The sequence below is a fragment of the Pantoea sp. Pa-EAmG genome, assembly GCF_030024295.1.
GTDB lineage: Bacteria > Pseudomonadota > Gammaproteobacteria > Enterobacterales > Enterobacteriaceae > Pantoea > Pantoea dispersa.
The window spans coordinates 1-18813 of the sequence record NZ_JASEWO010000026.1 but is presented as its reverse complement, the minus strand read 5'-3'; the positions used below and the strand labels follow the sequence as shown (position 1 = coordinate 18813).

Annotated in this window: 23 protein-coding genes; 14 read left to right on the top strand and 9 right to left on the bottom strand. The window is 56.1% G+C overall.

Annotated elements, in window-relative coordinates; genetic code table 11:
• Window positions 1–2: 2 nt before the first annotated feature.
• From flgE to flgB, 4 genes are read right to left on the bottom strand one after another with little or no spacing between them, the layout of a single operon-like run.
• Window positions 3–1205: a flagellar hook protein FlgE gene (gene flgE, locus QMM04_RS05940; RefSeq protein ID WP_021506420.1), complete on the bottom strand. Its 1203-nt coding sequence runs from the start codon at window positions 1203–1205 to the stop codon at window positions 3–5.
• Between the two features lie 25 nt (window positions 1206–1230).
• Window positions 1231–1905 carry a flagellar hook assembly protein FlgD gene (gene flgD / locus QMM04_RS05935; RefSeq protein ID WP_021506421.1) on the bottom strand — a complete coding sequence of 225 codons (675 nt, stop codon included), beginning with the start codon at window positions 1903–1905 and terminating at the stop codon, window positions 1231–1233.
• Between the two features lie 12 nt (window positions 1906–1917).
• Window positions 1918–2322, bottom strand: coding sequence for a flagellar basal body rod protein FlgC (gene flgC, locus QMM04_RS05930; RefSeq protein WP_021506422.1), 405 nt, complete (start codon window positions 2320–2322; stop codon window positions 1918–1920).
• 2 nt (window positions 2323–2324) lie between these two features.
• On the bottom strand, window positions 2325–2738 hold the full coding sequence (flgB, locus tag QMM04_RS05925; protein ID WP_282995819.1) for a flagellar basal body rod protein FlgB: 414 nt from the start codon (window positions 2736–2738) through the stop codon (window positions 2325–2327).
• A 154-nt stretch (window positions 2739–2892) separates the two neighbouring features.
• Here flgB and flgA point away from each other — a divergent pair, with 154 nt between their 5' ends.
• The 3 genes from flgA (at window position 2893) to flgN (ending at window position 4398) form a co-directional block, all read left to right on the top strand.
• Window positions 2893–3552: a flagellar basal body P-ring formation chaperone FlgA gene (flgA, locus tag QMM04_RS05920; protein WP_021506424.1), complete on the top strand. Its 660-nt coding sequence runs from the start codon at window positions 2893–2895 to the stop codon at window positions 3550–3552.
• 106 nt (window positions 3553–3658) lie between these two features.
• Window positions 3659–3961, top strand: a complete 303-nt coding sequence (gene flgM / locus QMM04_RS05915) for a flagellar biosynthesis anti-sigma factor FlgM (RefSeq protein WP_021506425.1) — start codon at window positions 3659–3661, stop codon at window positions 3959–3961.
• A 5-nt stretch (window positions 3962–3966) separates the two neighbouring features.
• Window positions 3967–4398, top strand: a complete 432-nt coding sequence (gene flgN, locus QMM04_RS05910; protein WP_021506426.1) for a flagellar export chaperone FlgN — start codon at window positions 3967–3969, stop codon at window positions 4396–4398.
• Window positions 4399–4465: 67 nt separating this feature from the next.
• On the opposite strand, the gene murJ is transcribed toward flgN, so the two are convergent.
• The 4 genes from murJ to rimJ all read right to left on the bottom strand — a co-directional run bounded on the left by murJ (window position 4466) and on the right by rimJ (window position 8301).
• Window positions 4466–6004, bottom strand: a complete 1539-nt coding sequence (gene murJ / locus QMM04_RS05905; RefSeq protein ID WP_058759461.1) for a murein biosynthesis integral membrane protein MurJ — start codon at window positions 6002–6004, stop codon at window positions 4466–4468.
• Window positions 6005–6125: 121 nt separating this feature from the next.
• Entirely contained in the window at window positions 6126–7046 is a 921-nt protein-coding gene (locus QMM04_RS05900; RefSeq protein ID WP_282995818.1) for a Gfo/Idh/MocA family oxidoreductase, read from the bottom strand.
• Between the two features lies 1 nt (window position 7047).
• Window positions 7048–7692, bottom strand: coding sequence for a DUF480 domain-containing protein (locus QMM04_RS05895; RefSeq protein ID WP_282995817.1), 645 nt, complete (start codon window positions 7690–7692; stop codon window positions 7048–7050).
• A gap of 15 nt (window positions 7693–7707) precedes the next feature.
• A complete protein-coding gene (rimJ, locus tag QMM04_RS05890) occupies window positions 7708–8301 on the bottom strand; it encodes a ribosomal protein S5-alanine N-acetyltransferase (RefSeq protein ID WP_021506430.1) in 594 nt (197 codons plus the stop codon).
• A gap of 244 nt (window positions 8302–8545) precedes the next feature.
• On the opposite strand from rimJ, the gene mdtH reads away from it, so the two are divergent.
• From mdtH to QMM04_RS05840, 10 genes are all read left to right on the top strand, one after another.
• On the top strand, window positions 8546–9748 hold the full coding sequence (gene mdtH, locus QMM04_RS05885; protein ID WP_104092805.1) for a multidrug efflux MFS transporter MdtH: 1203 nt from the start codon (window positions 8546–8548) through the stop codon (window positions 9746–9748).
• An 89-nt stretch (window positions 9749–9837) separates the two neighbouring features.
• Entirely contained in the window at window positions 9838–10485 is a 648-nt protein-coding gene (gene grxB / locus QMM04_RS05880; protein ID WP_021506432.1) for a glutaredoxin 2, read from the top strand.
• Between the two features lie 115 nt (window positions 10486–10600).
• On the top strand, window positions 10601–11164 hold the full coding sequence (locus QMM04_RS05875) for a lipoprotein (RefSeq protein WP_021506433.1): 564 nt from the start codon (window positions 10601–10603) through the stop codon (window positions 11162–11164).
• A gap of 218 nt (window positions 11165–11382) precedes the next feature.
• Window positions 11383–12429 carry a dihydroorotase gene (gene pyrC / locus QMM04_RS05870; RefSeq protein ID WP_282995816.1) on the top strand — a complete coding sequence of 349 codons (1047 nt, stop codon included), beginning with the start codon at window positions 11383–11385 and terminating at the stop codon, window positions 12427–12429.
• Window positions 12430–12497: 68 nt separating this feature from the next.
• The gene (gene dinI, locus QMM04_RS05865) at window positions 12498–12743 is read left to right on the top strand and encodes a DNA damage-inducible protein I (protein ID WP_282995815.1); all 246 of its coding nucleotides are present in this window, start codon (window positions 12498–12500) and stop codon (window positions 12741–12743) included.
• A 144-nt stretch (window positions 12744–12887) separates the two neighbouring features.
• Window positions 12888–13157 carry a hypothetical protein gene (locus tag QMM04_RS05860; protein ID WP_010617279.1) on the top strand — a complete coding sequence of 90 codons (270 nt, stop codon included), beginning with the start codon at window positions 12888–12890 and terminating at the stop codon, window positions 13155–13157.
• 287 nt (window positions 13158–13444) lie between these two features.
• Window positions 13445–13699, top strand: a complete 255-nt coding sequence (gene bssS / locus QMM04_RS05855) for a biofilm formation regulator BssS (protein ID WP_282995814.1) — start codon at window positions 13445–13447, stop codon at window positions 13697–13699.
• A 107-nt stretch (window positions 13700–13806) separates the two neighbouring features.
• Window positions 13807–14922: an N-methyl-L-tryptophan oxidase gene (gene solA / locus QMM04_RS05850; protein ID WP_282995813.1), complete on the top strand. Its 1116-nt coding sequence runs from the start codon at window positions 13807–13809 to the stop codon at window positions 14920–14922.
• A gap of 295 nt (window positions 14923–15217) precedes the next feature.
• Window positions 15218–15790: a cytochrome b gene (locus tag QMM04_RS05845; RefSeq protein WP_282995812.1), complete on the top strand. Its 573-nt coding sequence runs from the start codon at window positions 15218–15220 to the stop codon at window positions 15788–15790.
• A 4-nt stretch (window positions 15791–15794) separates the two neighbouring features.
• Window positions 15795–16367 carry a YceI family protein gene (locus QMM04_RS05840; protein ID WP_282995825.1) on the top strand — a complete coding sequence of 191 codons (573 nt, stop codon included), beginning with the start codon at window positions 15795–15797 and terminating at the stop codon, window positions 16365–16367.
• A 192-nt stretch (window positions 16368–16559) separates the two neighbouring features.
• Here QMM04_RS05840 and QMM04_RS05835 read toward each other — a convergent pair whose 3' ends face one another.
• On the bottom strand, window positions 16560–17615 hold the full coding sequence (locus QMM04_RS05835; protein ID WP_039337098.1) for a rhodanese-related sulfurtransferase: 1056 nt from the start codon (window positions 17613–17615) through the stop codon (window positions 16560–16562).
• Window positions 17616–17882: 267 nt separating this feature from the next.
• Between QMM04_RS05835 and QMM04_RS05830 the strand changes: the two genes are divergently transcribed.
• Window positions 17883–18806, top strand: a complete 924-nt coding sequence (locus QMM04_RS05830) for a Kdo(2)-lipid IV(A) acyltransferase (RefSeq protein ID WP_282995811.1) — start codon at window positions 17883–17885, stop codon at window positions 18804–18806.
• Window positions 18807–18813: the final 7 nt, after the last annotated feature.

Here is an 18813-nt window from a genome sequence, read left to right as displayed (position 1 = left end):
TATTAACGAAGGTTGACCAGGGTGTTAAGAATCTGGTCCTGCGTTTTGATGGTCTGGCTGTTGGCCTGATAGTTACGCTGGGCAACGATCATATTCACCAGCTCTTTACTCAGGTCGACGTTGGACGCTTCCAGCGCGCCGGAGGTCAGGTTGCCGTAGGTACCGGTGCCTGCCAGACCGACTGCCGCCTGGCCCGAGGAGTTGGTTGCCGACCAGACGTTATCGCCCTCGGACTTCAGCCCTTCCGGGTTAGAGAAACTCGCCAGCACAATCTGACCCAGCAGCTGGGTTTTCTGGTTGGAGTAAGTCCCGGTGATGGTGCCGTCATCGTTGATGGTGTAGCTGGTCAGATCGCCCGGTGCATAGCCATCCTGGGTTGGGTTACCGAAGTTGGTTTTGCCGGTGTTCTGCTGCAGGCTGCCGAGCACGCTGAGGCTGACCGCCTGGTTGGCCGCGGCACCGTTCGCCCCCTGAATGGTCAGCGCCACTGTGCTGGCCGAGGTCAGGTTACCGCTGGTATCGAATACCATGTTGAAGTTACCGGCAGCCTGACCGGTGGTGGAATCAATCGCGTGCACCGTCCAGTTGTTGTCGGCCGTTTTGACGTAGTACAGATCCAGCGCGTGGTCGTTACCCTGCGAGTCGTACACGGTCACGGTGCTTTTCGCGTTGTAAGTATCCACGTTGGTTGCCGTGAACGCACCGCCGGTTGGCACCGCATCGGTTGAGTTCAGGTTGGATACCATGGTGGCGGTAGTGGTGGCGCGCGCCGACATCTGGGTGGTCGGAATGCTCAGCGCGACCGGGTTGGCACCGGCCTGAATGGTTGGCGGAGTGCCGTTAGCCGGATAGCCGGTTACGGTCAGGCCCTGGGTGTTCACCAGGTTACGGTTTTCGTCCAGCGTGAACTGGCCGTTGCGCGAATAGAACACGCCGCCGCTGGCGTCGGTCAGACGGAAGAAACCGTTGCCGCTCAGCGCCACGTCCAGCCCACGGCTGGTGGAAGTGGTGGTGCCGTCGTTAAAGTTCTGAATCACCGCTGCGACTTTGGTACCCATACCAACGTTCGAACCGGCGAACATATCGGCAAACGCGATGGTGCTGGATTTAAAGCCGGCCGTCGCCGAGTTGGCGATGTTGTTACCAATAACGTCGAGGTTGCTGGAGGCAGCGCCCAGGCCGCTCACCGCTTGTGAAAATGACATGCTATTTCTCCTGCTAAGAGGTTAGTCAGAGAATCTGACGAATTTCATCGAGGGTCGCGGAGCCCATGGTGCCGAGATCCAGTTTTGCGGTGTTATTCACGGTGCTGACGCCGTTGACATAGGCGTAGTTCAGCGGCTGTGCCACCAGTTGGGTGCTGCCATTGCTGGCGGCGAGTGAAACCGTATATTTGCCGTCCGGTGCGGCGCTGCCATCGTCCATCTTGCCGTCCCACGAGAAGGTGTGAACGCCGGCGCTGAGACCGCCGAGATCGATAGAGCGCACTACGCTGCCGTTGCCATCTTTGATGGTGACGCTGGTGGCGGTCGACGCGGTGCCCAGCTCCACGCCAAACGGCGTGCTGGTGCCGCTGCCGACCAGCACCTGGCTGCCCTTCACCATCACGCCATGGCCGATCAGCGTTGAGCTCTGCAGCGACTGGCTGGTGCTGATCTGACCGGAGATCGATCCCAGCGTGGTATTGAGTTTTTCAATGCCGCTCAGGGTGTTGATCTGCGTCAGCTGGGTTGTCAGCTGACTGTTGTCCATCGGGTTAGTCGGGTCCTGATTTTTCAGCTGCGTCACCAGCATGTTCAGGAACTGGTTTTGCAGATCCTGCGCGCTGTTGCCGCTGCCGGTGCTGCTGCTGGAGCTGAGGACCGTGGGGTCGAGGTTGTCTTTAATCCCTACTGCAAGGCTCATAATGCGTCTCCGTTACTGACCCATGGTGAGGGTTTTCATCATCATTGACTTCACCGTGTTCAGCACTTCGACGTTGGCCTGATAGCTGCGCGACGCGGACATGGTGTTAACGGTTTCGGCGACCACGTCGACGTTAGGCATTTTGACGTAGCCTTTCTGGTCAGCCAGCGGATTACCCGGGTCATACACCAGTTTGGCGGGCGTCGGGTCGTTCACGACACCGGCTACTTTGACGCCGCCGGTGGCCGCGCCCTGAGCGGCATCGGTCTGGAAAATCACCTGCTTCGCCACGTACGGCTGGCCGTCCGGCCCGGTGACGCTGTCGGCGTTGGCCAGGTTACTGGCGCTGACGTTGAGCCGCTGTGACTGTGCGGTCATCGCAGAACCGGCGATATCAAAGATATTCAGCAATGCCATGATTATTGCCCCTGCAGTACGTTCATCATGCCTTTGATCTGGCTACTGATGAGGGTGAGATCGGTTTGGTATTTCAGGCTGTTATCCGCAAACTGCGTACGCTCGCGATCCATATCCACGGTGTTACCATCCGCGGCAGGCTGATCGGGAATGCGGTACAGCAGATCCAGTGCGGGCTGTGAGTTGGTCTGCGCTTCAATGTGACGTGATGACGTGACATTGAGCGCCAGGCTGCTGCCTTCGGCACGGCCGTTCTGCATCACCTTGCTCAGCTGGCTGGCAAAGTCGATATCCCGCGCCTGGTAGCCCGGGGTATCGGCGTTGGCAATGTTTGACGCCAGGATTTCCTGACGCTGAGCACGCAGGTTTAACGCTTCTGTACCAAATCGCAGCGCGGCATCGAGTTTGTCGAGCATGCTTCCTCCGCGAATGAGAATTTCGAGCTGACAGCTTAATGGGACAAAAGCAAGGGCTATCGTCTGAATAGCAGCAAAAATCGTGGCTATTTTTCACCTTGAATTTTTGGTGCGCGGAGTAGACTCAGTGCCATCTTTTCGACAGGAGGCGTTGATGCGTACAACTTCTTCCCTGCTGGCCCTGCTGTGGCTGGCCTTCGCGACGCCCGGCTATGCCGCCGATCTCAGCGCGCAGCTGACTCAGTTCTTTCAGGCGCGCGATCCGCAGCACGCCGCTGGTATGACCGTGGTGGTCCGCACGCCGCAGACGCAGTGGCCTGCCTGCGACACACCGCAGCTGCTGCTGCCGGGTAACAGCCGTCAGTGGGGCAATCTGAGCATCGCCGCCAGCTGCGGCCAGAATCGTCGCTATCTGCAGGTGCAGGTGCAGGTCACCGGTGAGTATCTGGTGGCCAATCGTCAGCTGGCGCGTGGCAGCAACGTCAGCGCCAGTGATTTCCGCCTGGAGAGTGGCCGGCTGGATACGCTGCCGGCGCGCGCGCTGCTCAGCAGCAGCAATCTGGCGGACGCCATTGCCCTGCGTGACATTGCGCCAGGCCAGCCGGTGACGGCCACCATGCTGCGCCAGCCGTGGCGGGTAAAAGCCGGTCAGAATGTGATGGTGATCGCCAGCGGTAACGGCTTTAATGCCAGCAGTGAAGGACGCGCCTTAAACAACGCCAGCGCGGCGCAGACGGTGCGCGTGCGCATGAGCAATGGCCAGGTGGTGAGCGGTCGCGTCAGCGAGGATGGGAATATTCTGATATCGCTATAAAGCGTTAAAGAACGCTGTTGTTCTGCCGATAGAGATATCAACAATGATATTACCCTATGCTGACTCAGTTGGCTGATCCCCAACTGACCCTAACAGGAGCCACACCATGAGTATCGACAGAACGCAGCCTTTAAAACCGGTGAGCACTGTACAGACCCGTGACACCAGCGACAACCAGGCGAAAGTGCGTCAGAACAGCGCGCCCGCCACCAGCACCAGCCAGAACGGTGCGGAAGTGACGCTGAGTCCCGCTCAGGCGCAGCTGATGCAGCCGGGCAGCAAAGATATTAACACAGCGCGCGTTGAGCAGCTGAAGACCGCCATTCGTAATGGTGAACTGAAAATGGATACCGGTAAGATCGCCGACGCGCTGATCGCCGATACCAGGGCGTTTTTAGAGGGTAAATAGTCCCGATGGATAATCTGCTGACCACGTTAGATAAAATGCAGGATGTGCTGAGTTCGCTTAACGTCGTGATGGATGAAGAGCAACAGCAGCTGTCTGCCGGACGGATTAATGGCAACCTGCTGCAGCGCATTACAGAAGATAAAAGCGCGCTGCTGACCACGTTGAATTATCTGGACGAGATGCGCCGCAAAACCGAGCTGTCGCTGGGTACCAAAGCGCCTTATCGTGGTCACAGTGATATCGCACGCCGCTGGCACAGTATTCAGCAACACACCCAGCGTCTGCGCGACGCCAATCAGCACAACGGCATGCTGTTGCAGCATCAGATGACCTTTACCGAACAGGCACTTTCGGTGCTGAAACCGCACCAGACCCAGTCCTTCTACGGCCCGGACGGTCGCGGTTTAGGCCAGGCCACGCTGAGCCGCAAAGGCTAAACGCAGCCGTGCTGCGGGTCCGCTGAATCAGGGTCGCCACGCCGGGCGACCCTTTTTTATTGTGCGCTCACACCGCCGTGCGGCGGGCAAAATCGCGCGGGCGGAAACCCAGTAAACCGAGCATCACGAAGTAAGCGCCGCCGCCAATGGCGCACACCGCCGCCAGCCGCAGTAGCCGCCACCACATCTGCCCCTCTTCCCACGCCGGCATCACCTGCAGAATGCCCAGCAGCGCAGCAGCCATCACCGCCACGGCGACCAGCAGACGCAGCAGGAAACCGTGCCAGCCCGGCTGCGGCTGAAAGATTTGCTGTTTGCGCAGCTGCCAGTAGAGCAGCGCCGCATTCAGGCAGGCCGCCAGACCAATCGACAGCGACAGACCGGCGTGCTTCAGCGGGCCAATAAACGCCAGGTTCATCAGCTGGGTCATGATCAAGGTGGCGATAGCAATCTTTACCGGCGTTTTGATGTCCTGCCGCGAATAGAAGCCCGGCGCCAGCACTTTCACCACGATCAGCCCCATCAGCCCAACCGAATAGGCAATCAGCGCGCGCTGGGTCATCGCCGCATCAAAAGCGGTAAATTTGCCGTACTGGAACAGCGCCACGGTGAGCGGACCGGAAAGAATGCCCAGCGCAACCGCGCTCGGCAGCGCCAGCAGGAAGCACAGACGCAGGCCCCAGTCCATCAGACGGGAATATTCATCGTGGTTGCCGCTGGCAAAACTCTTCGCCAGCGACGGCAGCAGGATGGTGCCGAGCGCCACGCCCAGCACGCCAGAGGGAAACTCCATCAGACGATCGGCGTAGTACATCCACGACACCGAGCCGGAGACCAGAAACGAGGCGAAAATGGTATTGATGATCAGCGAGATCTGGCTCACCGATACGCCGAGAATCGCCGGGCCCATCTGGCGCATCACCCGCCACACGCCGGCATCGCGCAGGTTGACGCGCGGCAGTACCAGCATGCCAATCTTTTTCAGGTGCGGCAGTTGATAAAACAGCTGCAGCAGCCCGCCCACCACCACTGCCCACGCCAGCGCCATCACCGGCGGATGGAAGTGCGGTGCGGCAAACAGCGCAAAGCCAATCATGCTGATATTCAGCAGCGTGGGCGCGAACGCCGGGACGGAGAAGCGGTTCCAGGTGTTGAGAATCGCCCCGGCCAGCGACGCCAGCGAGATCAGCAGAATATAAGGAAAGGTGACGCGCAGCAGCGAACTGGTTAAGGCGAACTTGTCGGCGGTATCGGCAAAACCCGGCGCCGTTACCACGATTACCCAGGGCGCAGCGACCATGCCCAGCACCGTCACCACCGCCAGCACCAGCGTCAGCAGGCCTGATACATAGGCAACAAACACCCGCGTGGCGTCTTCGCCCTGCTTGCTTTTATATTCGGCAAGAATTGGCACGAAGGCCTGTGAAAAGGCGCCTTCGGCGAAAATACGGCGCAGCAGATTGGGCAGTTTGAACGCCACGAAAAAGGCATCGGTGGCCATGCCAGCCCCGAAAACGCGCGCCACAATGGCGTCGCGGGCAAAGCCCAGCACGCGGGAAAACAGGGTCATCGAACTGACCGCAGCCAGCGATTTCAGCAAATTCATAATGAGTGGCGCATCCTGAAAAGTGTCGGATAAATGAGCAACTTAGCGCGGACATCCTGCGATGTCCGGCGATAGTCTACTGCTGCGGTGGGAAATGACCAGCATTGAGTGTTACAAGGGATTATTCCTGTACGGCGTCGCGCCACAGTTTTTCCACCAGACGCTGCGCCGCCAGCGCCTGTTCACCGCTGGTTTCAGGCATCGTCTGATTTTCCACGCACTGGATAAAATGGTGTGCCGCACCGCTGAAGCCACGCTGGGTCAGATGACTTTGCCACGCCGGCGGGGCATCACTGCGCAGGCCGCTAAGCGTCTCTTCACGCCAGTCGCGCATCTCATTAATTTCGATGTAACGCCCGTCGCAGATGGCGCTGACCACTTCACGCTGCGTGCCCGCGCGGCGATGCATACTGGTGGTAATTTGCAGCGATCCGGCCGAGAAATGGTGCTCGCCGTAGAGCATTGCGCCGTCATCATGGGTGTCGATATGGCCGAACTCCAGCCTGAGCTTGCCGCCGGCCAGCCACAGCGCGGTATCGACCACGTGCAGATAGTCATCCAGCAGGGTAAAGCGCAGGTCGTGCGGGCCGACGCTGTCTGCCCGGTGTTTCTCAATGCGCAGCGAGGACGCGCCCGGCAGCTGCGCTTTCAGCTGCTGGTAGCGCGGTGCAAAGCGCCGGTTGAAGGCCACCATCAGTTTGCGTTTGCGCTTTTCCGCCAGCGCCACCAGCGTCTCGGCCTGCTGCAGCGTTTCGGCCAGCGGCTTATCGACACAAACATCTTTACCGGCCAGCATCAGCGCCTGCACTACCTCAAAATGGCTGGCGGTGCTGCTGTGCACAAACACCGCATCGCTGGCCGCCGCCAGCGCATCCAGCTGACTAAAATAAGGAATACGGTAACTGTCGCAGATCGGCTGCGCCCGCGCCTGGCTGGGCGAGAACGCGCCGACCAGCTGCCAGCCGCTGGCCTGCGCCAGCACCGGCAGCCAGGCTTTCTGCGCGATACCGCCAAGCCCCACCACACCAATACGCAGCGTCATTTCACGCCTCCCGCTGCAGCAGTTGCTGCAGCTGAGCATCAAGGCGCGCCACCTGCGCTTCCAGCTGAGCAACGCGCACGGCCAGATCTTCAGGTTCAGGCGACGCTGTGTGGCTCGCGGGTAGCTCATCCACCACCTCGCCGCCAAACAGGTGCATATAGCGGCTTTCACGCTTGCCCGGCTCGCGCGCCAGACGCACCACCATCGGGCCGTCGTCGCGCGTCGTCAGCCCCTCGAGCGTGCGTTCCACCTCGGCCATGTCCTGAAACTCATGCAGACGACCACTGCGGGTACGCAGTTCGCCCGGCGTCTGCGCGCCGCGCAGGAACAGTAGCGTCAGCACCGCCACTTCGGCGGCATTCAGCTGCAGATTGCCAAACGCCGAGTTGCAGAAACGCTGTTCATATTTGCTGACACGCTGACCGAAACCGCTGTTAGCGGTGACCAGATGCTTTTTCACCAGCTCATCGAGCTGAGCCTGCACCTCGCTTTCGCTCAGGTTCATTACCGGCTCACGGTTAGATTTCTGATTACAGGCGGTGACCACGCCATTGAGGGATAACGGATATTGATCCGGCGTGGTGACCTGCTTCTCCAGCAGGCAGCCGATCACGCGCAATGCCTGCGCGGAGAGAGCCATCTTCATTACGTGTTCCTTTTATTATTGTCCGCGACGATCCGGGTTCCATTCGCGCCAGGTAAGCGCCGTCAGCACATGATCCTGCCAGCGACCATCAATCAGTAAATAGTCTTTGGCGTAGCCCTCTTTTTCAAAGCCGAGGCGCGCCAGCAAATCACCGCTGCGCTGATTGTGCGGCATATAGTTGGCCATGATGCGATGAATGCGCTGCTGGCGCTGCATATAGCGAATCGCCGCCTGCAGCGCCTCAAACATCATGCCCTGCCCCTGCCACTTCTCTCCCAGCGAGTAGCCGAGATAACAGGCATGAAACGATCCGCGCAGCACATTGCTGAAGTTGGCGACGCCGCGCACTTCATGCTCTTCCGGGTCCATCAGCACAAAATAGAACGCGGAGCCCTGTTTATGCATGTCGGCAATTAAACCCAGGCGCGCCTGCCAGCCAGAGGGATAACAGTGGCTCTCATCGCGCACCGGTTCCCAGGGTTTAAGAAAGGCGCGGTTTTCGGCGTAGTAATCCGCCAGACGCCAGGCATCGCGTTCATGTACTAAACGCACCACCAGACGATCGGTGGTAAGCCGCACGCGCGGGCCAGCAGAGCGATAGCCAAACATCATGACTCCTGAAATCCATAACGAAAGAAAGATGTACGCCAGCGGCGTTACTTCTCACTATAACCGTCACCCCGGCTGCGGTAAAACCCCGCGCATCGCTCACGGCAATTGATTCCGATTAAGGATTAATTTCTCTTCAGGCTGGATAAAAAAATATCATCCTGAAAACGCTATTTTTCCCGCCGGAGCAGGCAGAAAATAGACCAACTGGTCACTTTTCCTTCTCACTTGCTCAGGATTCAGCATGTCACGGGTTGCGCGGGCACGACGCCTTGGAAAAACGTTTCTGTTAGTCGATAACATGCTGGTGGTAATGGGATTCTTTGTGGTGTTTCCCCTGATCTCCATTCACTTTGTGGAACAGCTTGGCTGGGCCGCGCTGCTGGTGGGCATTGCGCTCGGCCTGCGTCAGCTGGTGCAGCAGGGGCTTGGCATCTTCGGTGGGGCGATTGCTGACCGCTTTGGCGCGCGGCCGCTGATCGTTACCGGCATGCTGATGCGTGCCGCCGGTTTCGCCTGTATGGCGCTGGCGCATCAGCCGTGGCTGCTGTGGCTGGCCTGCCTGCTGTCCGGACTGGGCGGCACGCTGTTCGATCCGCCACGCAGCGCGCTGGTGGTGAAACTGGTGCGGGCACGCGAGCGCGGGCGCTTCTTTTCGCTGCTGATGATGCAGGACAGCGCCGGCGCGGTGCTGGGCGCGCTGATTGGCAGCTGGCTGCTGGCGTGGGATTTCCGTCTGGTGTGCTGGGTCGGTGCGGCGGTGTTTGTCGTCGCCGCCATCTTTAACGCCGTGTGGCTGCCAGCATGGCGCATCTCTACGGAGCGTATCGCCATGCGCGAGGGAATGCAGCGCGTGTGGCGCGACCGCCGTTTCCGCCTGTATGTCTTTACCCTGACCGGCTATTACATTCTCGCCGTGCAGGTGATGCTGATGCTGCCGGTCATGGTCAATCAGGTGGCGGGCGCACCGGCGGCGGTGAAGTGGATGTACGCGATTGAAGCACTGCTGTCACTCAGCCTGCTCTATCCGCTGGCGCGCTGGAGTGAAAAGCGCTTCCGCCTGGAAACACGCCTGATGGCCGGACTGTTTCTGATGACCTTCAGCCTGCTGCCGGTTGGCATGACCGATTCGCTGCCGTCGCTGTTTTTGCTGATCGCCGTCTTCTATCTCGGATCGATCATCGCTGAACCGGCGCGTGAAACCCTGAGTGCGTCCCTGGCCAGCGCCCGGGCACGCGGCAGCTACATGGGGTTCAGCCGGCTCGGCCTGGCGATTGGCGGGCTGATTGGTTACTCCGGTGGCGGCTGGATGTTCGATATGGGCCAGCAGCTGGCCCTGCCGGAGCTGCCGTGGATGCTGCTCAGCACCGTCGGCATGATCACGCTGCTGGCGCTGTGGTGGCAGTTCCAGCCGCGCCAGGTGGCACCGGCGATCTTCAGCAGCTAGTTTGCCGGTTCAGGCGTTCTCTTCCATACTTCCCGCACGTCCGGAAAAAGGGTGACCTCCGTCACCCTGAGAATCACAGGAGAAACGGGATGAAACTTTACATCTACGATCACTGCCCTTTCTGCGTCAAAGCACGCATGATATTTGGCCTGAAAAACCTGCCGGTTGAGCTGATTGTGATGCTCAATGATGATGAAGCAACGCCGAAAAAGCTGATTGGCCAGAAAATGGCGCCGATTCTGCAAAAAGCCGATGGCAGTGCGATGCCGGAGAGCATGGATATCGTGCGCTTTGTCGATAATCAGGATCGCCAGCCGCTGCTGACCGGCAAGCAAAATCCCGCCATCGCCGACTGGCTGCGACGGGTCAATGGCTACATCAACAAGCTGCTGCTGCCGCGCATCGCCGAGGCCGCGTTTGCTGAATTTGCCACCCCCGAAGCGCGTGATTACTTCCGCGAAAAGAAACAGGCCAGCCTCGGTGACTTTGCCGAACTGCGTAAGCATGCCCCGGGTTTCATCAAAAATATCAGCGATGATTTGCGCCAGCTGGATAAATTGATTGTTAAACCCAATGCGGTAAACGGCGAGTTGTCTGAGGATGACATTCATCTGTTTCCGCTGCTGCGCTCGCTGACGCTGGTTTCCGGTATCGAATGGCCGAGCCGTGTCGCCGACTACCGCGATAATATGGCGAAACAGACGCAGGTGAATCTGCTGTCGTCGATTGCGGCCTGATGGCGCTGTGATGAGAAGCGCGCGGCTGCGTTTCTCATCTCTCTCCTGGTGACACCTGGCCCTGAATCAGGCAGGCTTAAGGCTGTTTGGCCGTATCAACCAGGAAGAAGAAATGATGAAGAAGGCGTTTCCCGGGCTGTTTGCCCTGTTTTTTGCCGTGCTGCTCAGCGGCTGTAACCAATTGACGCAATACACCATCAGCGAGCAGGAAGTGAATCAGGCGCTGCAAAAGCGCAACAACTACGAGAAAGACATCGGCGTGTCCGGGCTGGTGAATGCCCATATTGTACTGACCGACCTGAGCAGCCAGATTGGCCGTGAAGAACCCGGCAAAGTGACGCTGTCTGGTAAAGCCAACATCAACGTCAGCTCGCTGTTTGGTCCGCAGCAGGCCGAAATGCAGCTGAAGATGAAAGCGCAACCGGTGTACAATGCGCAGCAGGGCGCAATCTATCTGCAGGACCTCGAAATCGTCGACGCGCAGGTGCAACCTGAGAAGATGGCGTCGATCATGAAAACCCTTACGCCGTATCTGAACGAATCCCTCAAGCGCTATTTCAATGAAAAACCCGCCTACGTGCTGAGTGCCGACCGTAGCAAAGGCGAGGCGCTGGCGAAGAAACTGGCTAAAGGGCTGGAAGTGAAGCCTGGCCAGCTGGTGATTCCGTTTACCGATTAACGTTGCAAGGGGCCGTTCTCAGTGGCGGCCCTGCATAGCGTGGCAGGATGCCGACATGATTCTGCCCGCGCCTGCCACGCTGCTACGCAATTTGCCGCGCCTGCGGTTATTTCTCTCCCGCACTGCAAAATCCCGTGCAAACGGTTGCCCGCCCCCTTATGATTAGTCCCCGGCCTAAACGAGCCATTTCGTTTTCACCTCAGCCGGAGCCTTTTTGAATGACAGCCCAACCCCAGCAAATCACGATTCGCCGCCCTGACGACTGGCACATCCACCTGCGCGATGGCGCGATGCTCAATGCAGTGCTGCCCTATACCAGCGCGGTGAATGGTCGTGCGATTGTCATGCCAAATCTGGTTCCGCCGGTCACCAGCGTTGCGGCTGCCGAAGCGTATCGCGCACGCATCATGGCGGCGCTGCCTGCTGGGCATCACTTCACGCCGCTGATGACCTGTTACCTCACCGATTCGCTTGATGCGGATGAAATCGAACGCGGCTTCCGCAGCGGTATTTTTACGGCGGCTAAACTCTATCCGGCACACGCCACCACCAACTCCAGCCATGGCGTCACCAACATTGTCTCAATTGCCAGCGTGCTGGAGCGCATGCAGGAAATCGGTATGCCGATGCTGGTGCACGGCGAAGTCACCGATGCGCACATTGATATCTTCGATCGTGAAGCGCGCTTCATCGAAACCGTGCTGCAGCCGCTGCGCCAGCAGTTCCCGGGCCTGAAAGTGGTGATGGAACACATCACCACGAAGGAAGCTGCGGAGTATGTAGCCGCCGGTAACGAACTGCTTGGCGCGACCATTACGCCGCAGCATCTGATGTTCAACCGCAACCACATGCTGGTGGGCGGCGTGCGCCCGCATCTCTACTGTCTGCCCATTCTGAAGCGCAACATTCATCAGGAAGCGCTGCGTAACCTGGTGGCAAGCGGCAACCGGCGTGTCTTCCTGGGCACTGACACGGCACCGCACCTGCGCCATCTGAAAGAAGCCAGCTGCGGCTGTGCCGGCGTATTTAATGCGCCGACGTCGCTGCCCGCTTATCTGACCGTGTTTGAAGAGCTTGGCGCACTGGAGCATTTTGAAGCCTTCTGCTCTGAGAACGGCCCCAGGTTCTACGGCCTGCCGCTCAACGACGGTACCCTGACGCTGGTGCGTGAGCCGTGGACGGTGCAGGAGAGCATCACGGTCGCTGACGATACGCTGGTTCCATTCCTCGCCGGTGAAACCCTTAACTGGCGCATCAAAGAATAATTATCTGCCGCTTGCCTTCGGGAATTTTATACTGTACAAATAACCAGTATATTATCCCGGAGGCGTTTATGCGTGTTGAAATTACCGTAGCAAAGACTCAGCCCCTTCCCGCCGGTGCACTGGATGCACTGAGCGCTGAACTCACTCGCCGTATCTCCCGCGATTTTCCCGACGACAATCATCACGTCAAAGTGCGCTATGCCGGTGGTAACCAGCTCAACGTGTTTGGCGGCTGTAAAGAATCACGCGACCGCATCAGCGATATTTTGCAGGAAACCTGGGAAAGCGCTGACGACTGGTTTATTACCGATTAACTGCCACTGTGCCGTTTTTGCCGGGCCCGCCGCCCGGCTTTTTTGTTTTTATTTCCCGCTCGCCAGAAAAACCCGCGCCAGCTAGACTCTGATTAAACGATGTCCTATTCTTGCCTCGTCGTGCTTACAGGAGGTGTGTTGCACATGACTACTGAAAAACCAGAAGAGGCGATGACGTTTGGGGAATTACTGGCCTTCATTGCTGAACAGCAACGCCGTTTGACCGTGCTGGAAAATGCCTTTGCTACGCTGACCTTCTGTCTGGACGATCGCGCCAGCCAGCTGCTGGCTCACAATCTGACGCTCGAAGCGCAAAACCAGAATCATGACGCTCAGTTACAGCAGCATTTTGCCCGGCTGGCGGACGAGATCCATCGACGCAAAGGGCAGTTGCCTGCCGAGTCGCAGGGATAATTTCAGATTTTTACCCTGGCGTTCAGCCCGTTAAAGTTTTAATGCTGAGATGCCGATAATCGGTATGACGACACGTTGCGCTGCGACAATAAATACCCAGCTGCGTAAGGCGTTTATTTATTCGTTGAAAACCGGCTTTTGGCTGCTTTTATTTTGCTGTGTTTTTAGTCACCACACTTTTTAACTACTGTACTGTTAATTCCATGTTATAATTATCTCGCTAGTGCAAGATACAGACGCATTGAACCTCGAAAGCACTTCGTTTAACGAGTAATAAGGAGGTTATAATGGACAGAAGTAAAGACGTCATCCAGACCCATCCGCTGGTGGGATGGGATATCAGCACCGTTGACAGCTATGACGCCATGATGATCCGCCTGCACTCGCTATCATCGCAGGATCAGAAAGAAGAAGAAGCTGACGTGGGGCCCACCTACTGGCTGACTACCGATGTAGCCAGACAGTTCATCTCGATACTCGAAGCTGGCATTGCAAAGATAGAGTCCACAGAGCAATACCTTCGCGATAATCAAAAGCACTAATTTCTTATCTTCGCGTGAAAGGGCACCCAACAGGGTGCCTTTTTCATGGGCGCTCTCTTTTGGTATGCTGTTGAAAATTTTCGCCGTTTTGCAGGAGTGATGGGGTTATGGTTTATGATCTGATTGTGGTGGGCAGTGGATCGGTCGGGGCAGCCGCCGGTTTTTATGCCACTCAGGCTGGCTTATCCGTACTGATGATTGATAGTGCCCACCCGCCACACAATCAAGGCACGCACCATGGTGAAACTCGCTTGATCCGTCATGCGTATGGTGAAGGTGAACGTTATGTCCCTTTGGTGTTACGTGCGCAAACTCTGTGGGACGAGCTGGAACAGCAGAGCGGTGAACGCATTATGCATCGCAGCGGTATTCTTAACCTTGCGCCCATCACTTCTTCGTTTATCCAGAACGTCATCGACAGCGCGAAAGCGTTTCAACTGGACGTAAAAGTGCTGCAGGCTGATGAGGTGCGCAAGCGCTGGCCGCAGGTTAGCGTACCAGACGGATACATTGGCGTATTTGAACCTCATTCCGGCTTCCTCAAATGTGAACAGGCCGTGCGCAGTTGGGTGCAATTGGCCGAGCAAGCGGGCTGTGCCCAGCTGTTTAACTGTCCAGTTAGTGAAATTGGCCGCGATGGTGATCTTCAGCAGGTCACAACGCGTGACGGCGTGTTTCGCGCACGTAAACTGCTTATCAGCGCCGGAACCTGGGTCAGCCAGTTAGTGAAAGATTTGCCGGTCACGCCGGTGCGTAAAGTCTTCGCCTGGTATCAGGCTGACGGTCGTTACAGTGAGAATAACCAATTCCCTGGTTTCACCGTAGAGATGCCAGACGGTACTCATTTTTATGGCTTCCCAGCAGATAACAACGCCTTAAAAGTGGGCCGCCATGATGGTGGACAGCCGATGCAGAAACCTGAGGATCGCAAGCCCTTTGGTAGCATCGCCGCGGATGGTAATGAAGCCTTTAGTTTCCTGCGCCAGTTCCTGCCCGGTGTGGGAGTTTGTTTACATGGTGAAGCGTGCAGCTATGACAACACGCCAGATGAAGACTTCATTATTGATACGCTGCCGGGCGAACCCAATCGTTTGATCATCACCGGGTTGAGTGGACACGGTTTTAAATTTGCCAGCGTGCTGGGTGAACTGGCTAGCGAGTTTGCGCAGGATAAACCGTTCTCCTTCGATCTTGCTCCGTTTTCATTGGATCGATTCGCATAAAATGTCCTGGTGCTGGCGCACTGACGCGCCAGGCTGATTGACATAAATTGACGTTAATTGTTATTTCATGAAACTTTGCCGTAAGCGATGACGCATTTGGTGTAGTAATTGCCCCTTTATTCATTTTTATCCTCATCGATAACACCCTGCCTTCAATAATCCTGGTTAACTTTTAAATAATCACTCATTTATTCCGAATATCATTTCGGAAGTTATAGAAAAGTAAGCCTGATTGCTTTCACATTTCAAAATGTGGATGCTCATTGCTACTTATTTCAATCGCTGGTTCACGAACATGTGGCGTAATTCACCCCAACACTTCGGGCTCGTCTCCATTTTATTACACTGGTTGATGGCGCTGGCTATTTACGGCATGTTTGCATTGGGTTTATGGATGGTCGGCTTGGGGTATTACGATAGCTGGTACCACAACGCTCCGGAAATCCATAAAGGCATCGGCATCCTGTTGTTTGCCGCACTGCTACTGCGCCTGTGCTGGCGTGTGATTTCCCCTACTCCTGTGCCGCTCAAACAGTACTCACCGCAGGTTCGCCGTGCCGCCAGCGCCGCGCACTGGCTGCTGTATGGGCTGTTGCTGGTTCTCTTATTGAGCGGCTATCTCATCTCTACTGCCGATGGCAAACCTATTTCTGTTTTTGGCTGGTTCAATGTACCCGCCCTGTTCAGTGGAGCCGGCGTCCAAGCTGACCTGGCGGGGGATGTGCATTTATGGCTGGCATGGAGTTTGGTGCTGCTTTCCGCGCTGCATGTGCTGGCCGCGTTGAAACACCATTTTATCGATCGAGATGTGACCCTAAAAAGGATGCTGGGTTACCGCATCCCCTTAACCTCTGAAAAGGAAAAGTAACATGTTGAAGAAAACGATATTGGCGTTGAGCGCCGCCGGTTTACTGAGCACCGGTTTTATGGCTAACGCTGCGGAGTATAAGTTTGATAAAGAAGGCCAGCATGCCTTTGTGCAGTTCCGCATTCAGCATCTGGGTTACAGTTGGTTGTACGGCACCTTTAAAGACTTTGACGGTACTTTTACCTTTGACGAAGCGAATCCGGCCGCAGATAAAGTTAACGTCACCCTCAATACTGCCAGCCTTGATACCAATCATGCTGAGCGTGACAAACATATCCGCAGTGCCGACTTCCTGAATACCGCAAAATTCCCGCAGGCCACTTTTACCTCCACAGCGGTGAAAAAAGAGGGGCAGGATTATAAGGTCACCGGCGATCTCACGCTGAATGGCGTGACGAAACCGATCACGCTGGATGCCAAATTAATCGGCGAAGGCAAAGATCCTTGGGGCGGTTATCGCGCAGGGTTTGAAGCCAGCGGCAATATCGTCCTGAAAGAGTTTAATATCAGCAAAGATCTCGGACCCGCATCGCAAACGGCAGAACTGATCATTTCGGTAGAGGGTGTACGTCAATAGCATATATATACCCTAAATACTTCGAGTCCCCTCATGGGGCCTACTCTTGGTGCAGGAAGGCGGCAACTGAACGAATCCCCGGGAGCATACACCAGTATGTGACTGGGGTGAGTGAAGGCAGCCAACGCACCAGCGGCTTGAAGTATGACGGGTATATAGCCTGAAGCCGGGTGACTTCAGGCTATTAAACGATTACTTCTTCTCGGGTACAGGAATAGCCATGGTCATGTTCAGTAATCCGCGAGATTTATTGAACACTTTATTGCCATTTTCCCGACCAGCACGGCGTGCGCGCTGCTCTTCAGGTTCCAGCTTGGACTCTTCCATGCAGATAGGGCTGCAGCAGTTATGGTACTTCTCTGCACAGCTTGGGCACTGAATAAACAGCAGATGGCAGCCGTCATTGACGCAGTTAGTATGGCTATCGCAAGGCGCGCCACACTGGTGGCAACTGGAAAGAATATCGTCGGAAATACGCTCCCCCATACGTTCATCAAAGACAAAGTTTTTGCCTTTGAAACGCACCGGTAAACCCTGCTCACGGGCGCGACGGGTATATTCAATTATGCCGCCCTCAATGTGGGACACATCGTTGAAGCCGTTGTGTTTCATCCACGCGCTGGCTTTTTCACAGCGAATGCCGCCGGTGCAATACATGACAATTTTTTTGTCTTTCTGGTCCTGCAGCATATCCACTGCCATCGGCAGTTGATCGCGGAACGTATCAGCCGGGACTTCAATGGCATTATCGAAATGCCCCACTTCGAATTCGTAGTGATTACGCATATCGACAAAAACCACTTCCGGGTCGTCGAGCAAGGCATTCACGTCCGCGGCTTTTAAATAGGCGCCGACATCACTGGCATCAAAGCTCGTGTCTTCTATCCCGTCCGCGACAATGCGTTCGCGCACTTTAAGACGTAACACCCAGAATGATTTACCGTCATCGTCTAACGCAATGTTCATACGCAGATTGTTGAACGCCGGGTCAAACGCATAGAGCGCAGCCTTCATGGCTTCATACTGGCTGGCGGGCACACTGATTTGCGCGTTAATCCCTTCATGAGCAACGTACACGCGGCCAAACACCTTGAGCCTGGTCATCTCAACATAGAGGGCGTCACGGAATGCTTTAGGGTCGGCAATCTGGAAGTATTTATAAAAAGAGACTGTGGTACGTGGTTCGGTTTCCGCCAACATACGTTCTTTCAGCTCTTTATTGGAAACGAGGTTGTGTAACACTGGCATGGTGTTCTTCCTGTTAGCAATCAGAGAAATTTAGCGCGCACATGATACCTGAATTCCCCCTGAAGCAAAGCCCCTGGACGGATTATCCTGCCAGCCGTGATTATGGGCGCAGTTCTGCGCTGCCATTGCATTTTAATGCGCAAAGCTGCTGCCTTTAGCCAACGTGCAAGCTATGCTTGATTTCAGTCAGCAAGAAAAAATGGCATAATCGCGGCAAATAACAGAAACCGGACTCTCTGGCACAAGACGCAGGATACTGACATTTCCATGACTCAACTTCCCCAATTTACTCGTGAGCTTCTTCATCCACGTTACTGGTTTACCTGGATTGGCATTGGTTTCCTTTACCTGTTGGTATTACTCCCCTACCCGGTTCTGCACGCGTTTGGCTGTGGTCTGGGCCGTGTAGCGATGCGCTTTATGAAGCGTCGTGTTGAAGTAGCGCAACGTAACCTTGAACTGTGTTTCCCTGACATGCCCACCAGCGAACGTGAGGCGATGGTAAAGCATAATTTTGAATCAGTCGGAATGGGGCTGATTGAAACCGGTATGGCGTGGTTCTGGCCTGACTGGCGCATCCAGAAATGGGTAAAAACCACTGGGCTTGAGCATGTGGCTAATGCCTTGGCCGAGAAACGCGGGATTTTACTGATTGGCATGCATTTTCTCACCCTTGAACTGGGCGCGCGCGTATTCGGTATGCACAATCCGGGCATTGGTGTTTACCGCCCCAACGACAACAAGTTGATTGACTGGCTGCAGACGTGGGGAAGAATGCGCTCCAATAAAAGCATGCTTGATCGTAAGGATCTCAAAGGCATGATTCGCGCCATGAAGAACAATGACATCATCTGGTATGCTCCCGACCATGATTATGGTCCACGCAGCAGCGTCTTTGCGCCGTTCTTCGCCGTGCAGGATGCCGCAACTACCACTGGCACGCATATGCTGATTCGTTTGGGCAATCCCAGCGTGGTGCCTTTTCTGGCGCGCCGCCTGCCTAATGGACGCGGCTATGAATTAAAGATGATGCCCGACATTCGTGCGAAGTTCTCACTGGAAAGCGAACTTGATACAGCAACCGTGATGAATAAAGTGGTTGAAGAGTCCGTTCTACTCGCACCAGAACAATACATGTGGTTGCACCGTCGTTTTAAAACTCGCCCCGAAGGTCAACCATCCCTGTATTAATGTGATG

What these genes read in the sequence shown, in the direction of transcription:
- flgE (WP_021506420.1), bottom strand. Translation starts at nt 1,205, where the DNA reads ATGTCATTTTCACAAGCGGTGAGCGGCCTGGGCGCTGCCTCCAGCAAC.
- flgD (WP_021506421.1), bottom strand. Translation starts at nt 1,905, where the DNA reads ATGAGCCTTGCAGTAGGGATTAAAGACAACCTCGACCCCACGGTCCTC.
- flgC (WP_021506422.1), bottom strand. Translation starts at nt 2,322, where the DNA reads ATGGCATTGCTGAATATCTTTGATATCGCCGGTTCTGCGATGACCGCA.
- flgB (WP_282995819.1), bottom strand. Translation starts at nt 2,738, where the DNA reads ATGCTCGACAAACTCGATGCCGCGCTGCGATTTGGTACAGAAGCGTTA.
- flgA (WP_021506424.1), top strand. Translation starts at nt 2,893, where the DNA reads ATGCGTACAACTTCTTCCCTGCTGGCCCTGCTGTGGCTGGCCTTCGCG.
- flgM (WP_021506425.1), top strand. Translation starts at nt 3,659, where the DNA reads ATGAGTATCGACAGAACGCAGCCTTTAAAACCGGTGAGCACTGTACAG.
- flgN (WP_021506426.1), top strand. Translation starts at nt 3,967, where the DNA reads ATGGATAATCTGCTGACCACGTTAGATAAAATGCAGGATGTGCTGAGT.
- murJ (WP_058759461.1), bottom strand. Translation starts at nt 6,004, where the DNA reads ATGAATTTGCTGAAATCGCTGGCTGCGGTCAGTTCGATGACCCTGTTT.
- QMM04_RS05900 (WP_282995818.1), bottom strand. Translation starts at nt 7,046, where the DNA reads ATGACGCTGCGTATTGGTGTGGTGGGGCTTGGCGGTATCGCGCAGAAA.
- QMM04_RS05895 (WP_282995817.1), bottom strand. Translation starts at nt 7,692, where the DNA reads ATGAAGATGGCTCTCTCCGCGCAGGCATTGCGCGTGATCGGCTGCCTG.
- rimJ (WP_021506430.1), bottom strand. Translation starts at nt 8,301, where the DNA reads ATGTTTGGCTATCGCTCTGCTGGCCCGCGCGTGCGGCTTACCACCGAT.
- mdtH (WP_104092805.1), top strand. Translation starts at nt 8,546, where the DNA reads ATGTCACGGGTTGCGCGGGCACGACGCCTTGGAAAAACGTTTCTGTTA.
- grxB (WP_021506432.1), top strand. Translation starts at nt 9,838, where the DNA reads ATGAAACTTTACATCTACGATCACTGCCCTTTCTGCGTCAAAGCACGC.
- QMM04_RS05875 (WP_021506433.1), top strand. Translation starts at nt 10,601, where the DNA reads ATGAAGAAGGCGTTTCCCGGGCTGTTTGCCCTGTTTTTTGCCGTGCTG.
- pyrC (WP_282995816.1), top strand. Translation starts at nt 11,383, where the DNA reads ATGACAGCCCAACCCCAGCAAATCACGATTCGCCGCCCTGACGACTGG.
- dinI (WP_282995815.1), top strand. Translation starts at nt 12,498, where the DNA reads ATGCGTGTTGAAATTACCGTAGCAAAGACTCAGCCCCTTCCCGCCGGT.
- QMM04_RS05860 (WP_010617279.1), top strand. Translation starts at nt 12,888, where the DNA reads ATGACTACTGAAAAACCAGAAGAGGCGATGACGTTTGGGGAATTACTG.
- bssS (WP_282995814.1), top strand. Translation starts at nt 13,445, where the DNA reads ATGGACAGAAGTAAAGACGTCATCCAGACCCATCCGCTGGTGGGATGG.
- solA (WP_282995813.1), top strand. Translation starts at nt 13,807, where the DNA reads ATGGTTTATGATCTGATTGTGGTGGGCAGTGGATCGGTCGGGGCAGCC.
- QMM04_RS05845 (WP_282995812.1), top strand. Translation starts at nt 15,218, where the DNA reads ATGTGGCGTAATTCACCCCAACACTTCGGGCTCGTCTCCATTTTATTA.
- QMM04_RS05835 (WP_039337098.1), bottom strand. Translation starts at nt 17,615, where the DNA reads ATGCCAGTGTTACACAACCTCGTTTCCAATAAAGAGCTGAAAGAACGT.
- QMM04_RS05830 (WP_282995811.1), top strand. Translation starts at nt 17,883, where the DNA reads ATGACTCAACTTCCCCAATTTACTCGTGAGCTTCTTCATCCACGTTAC.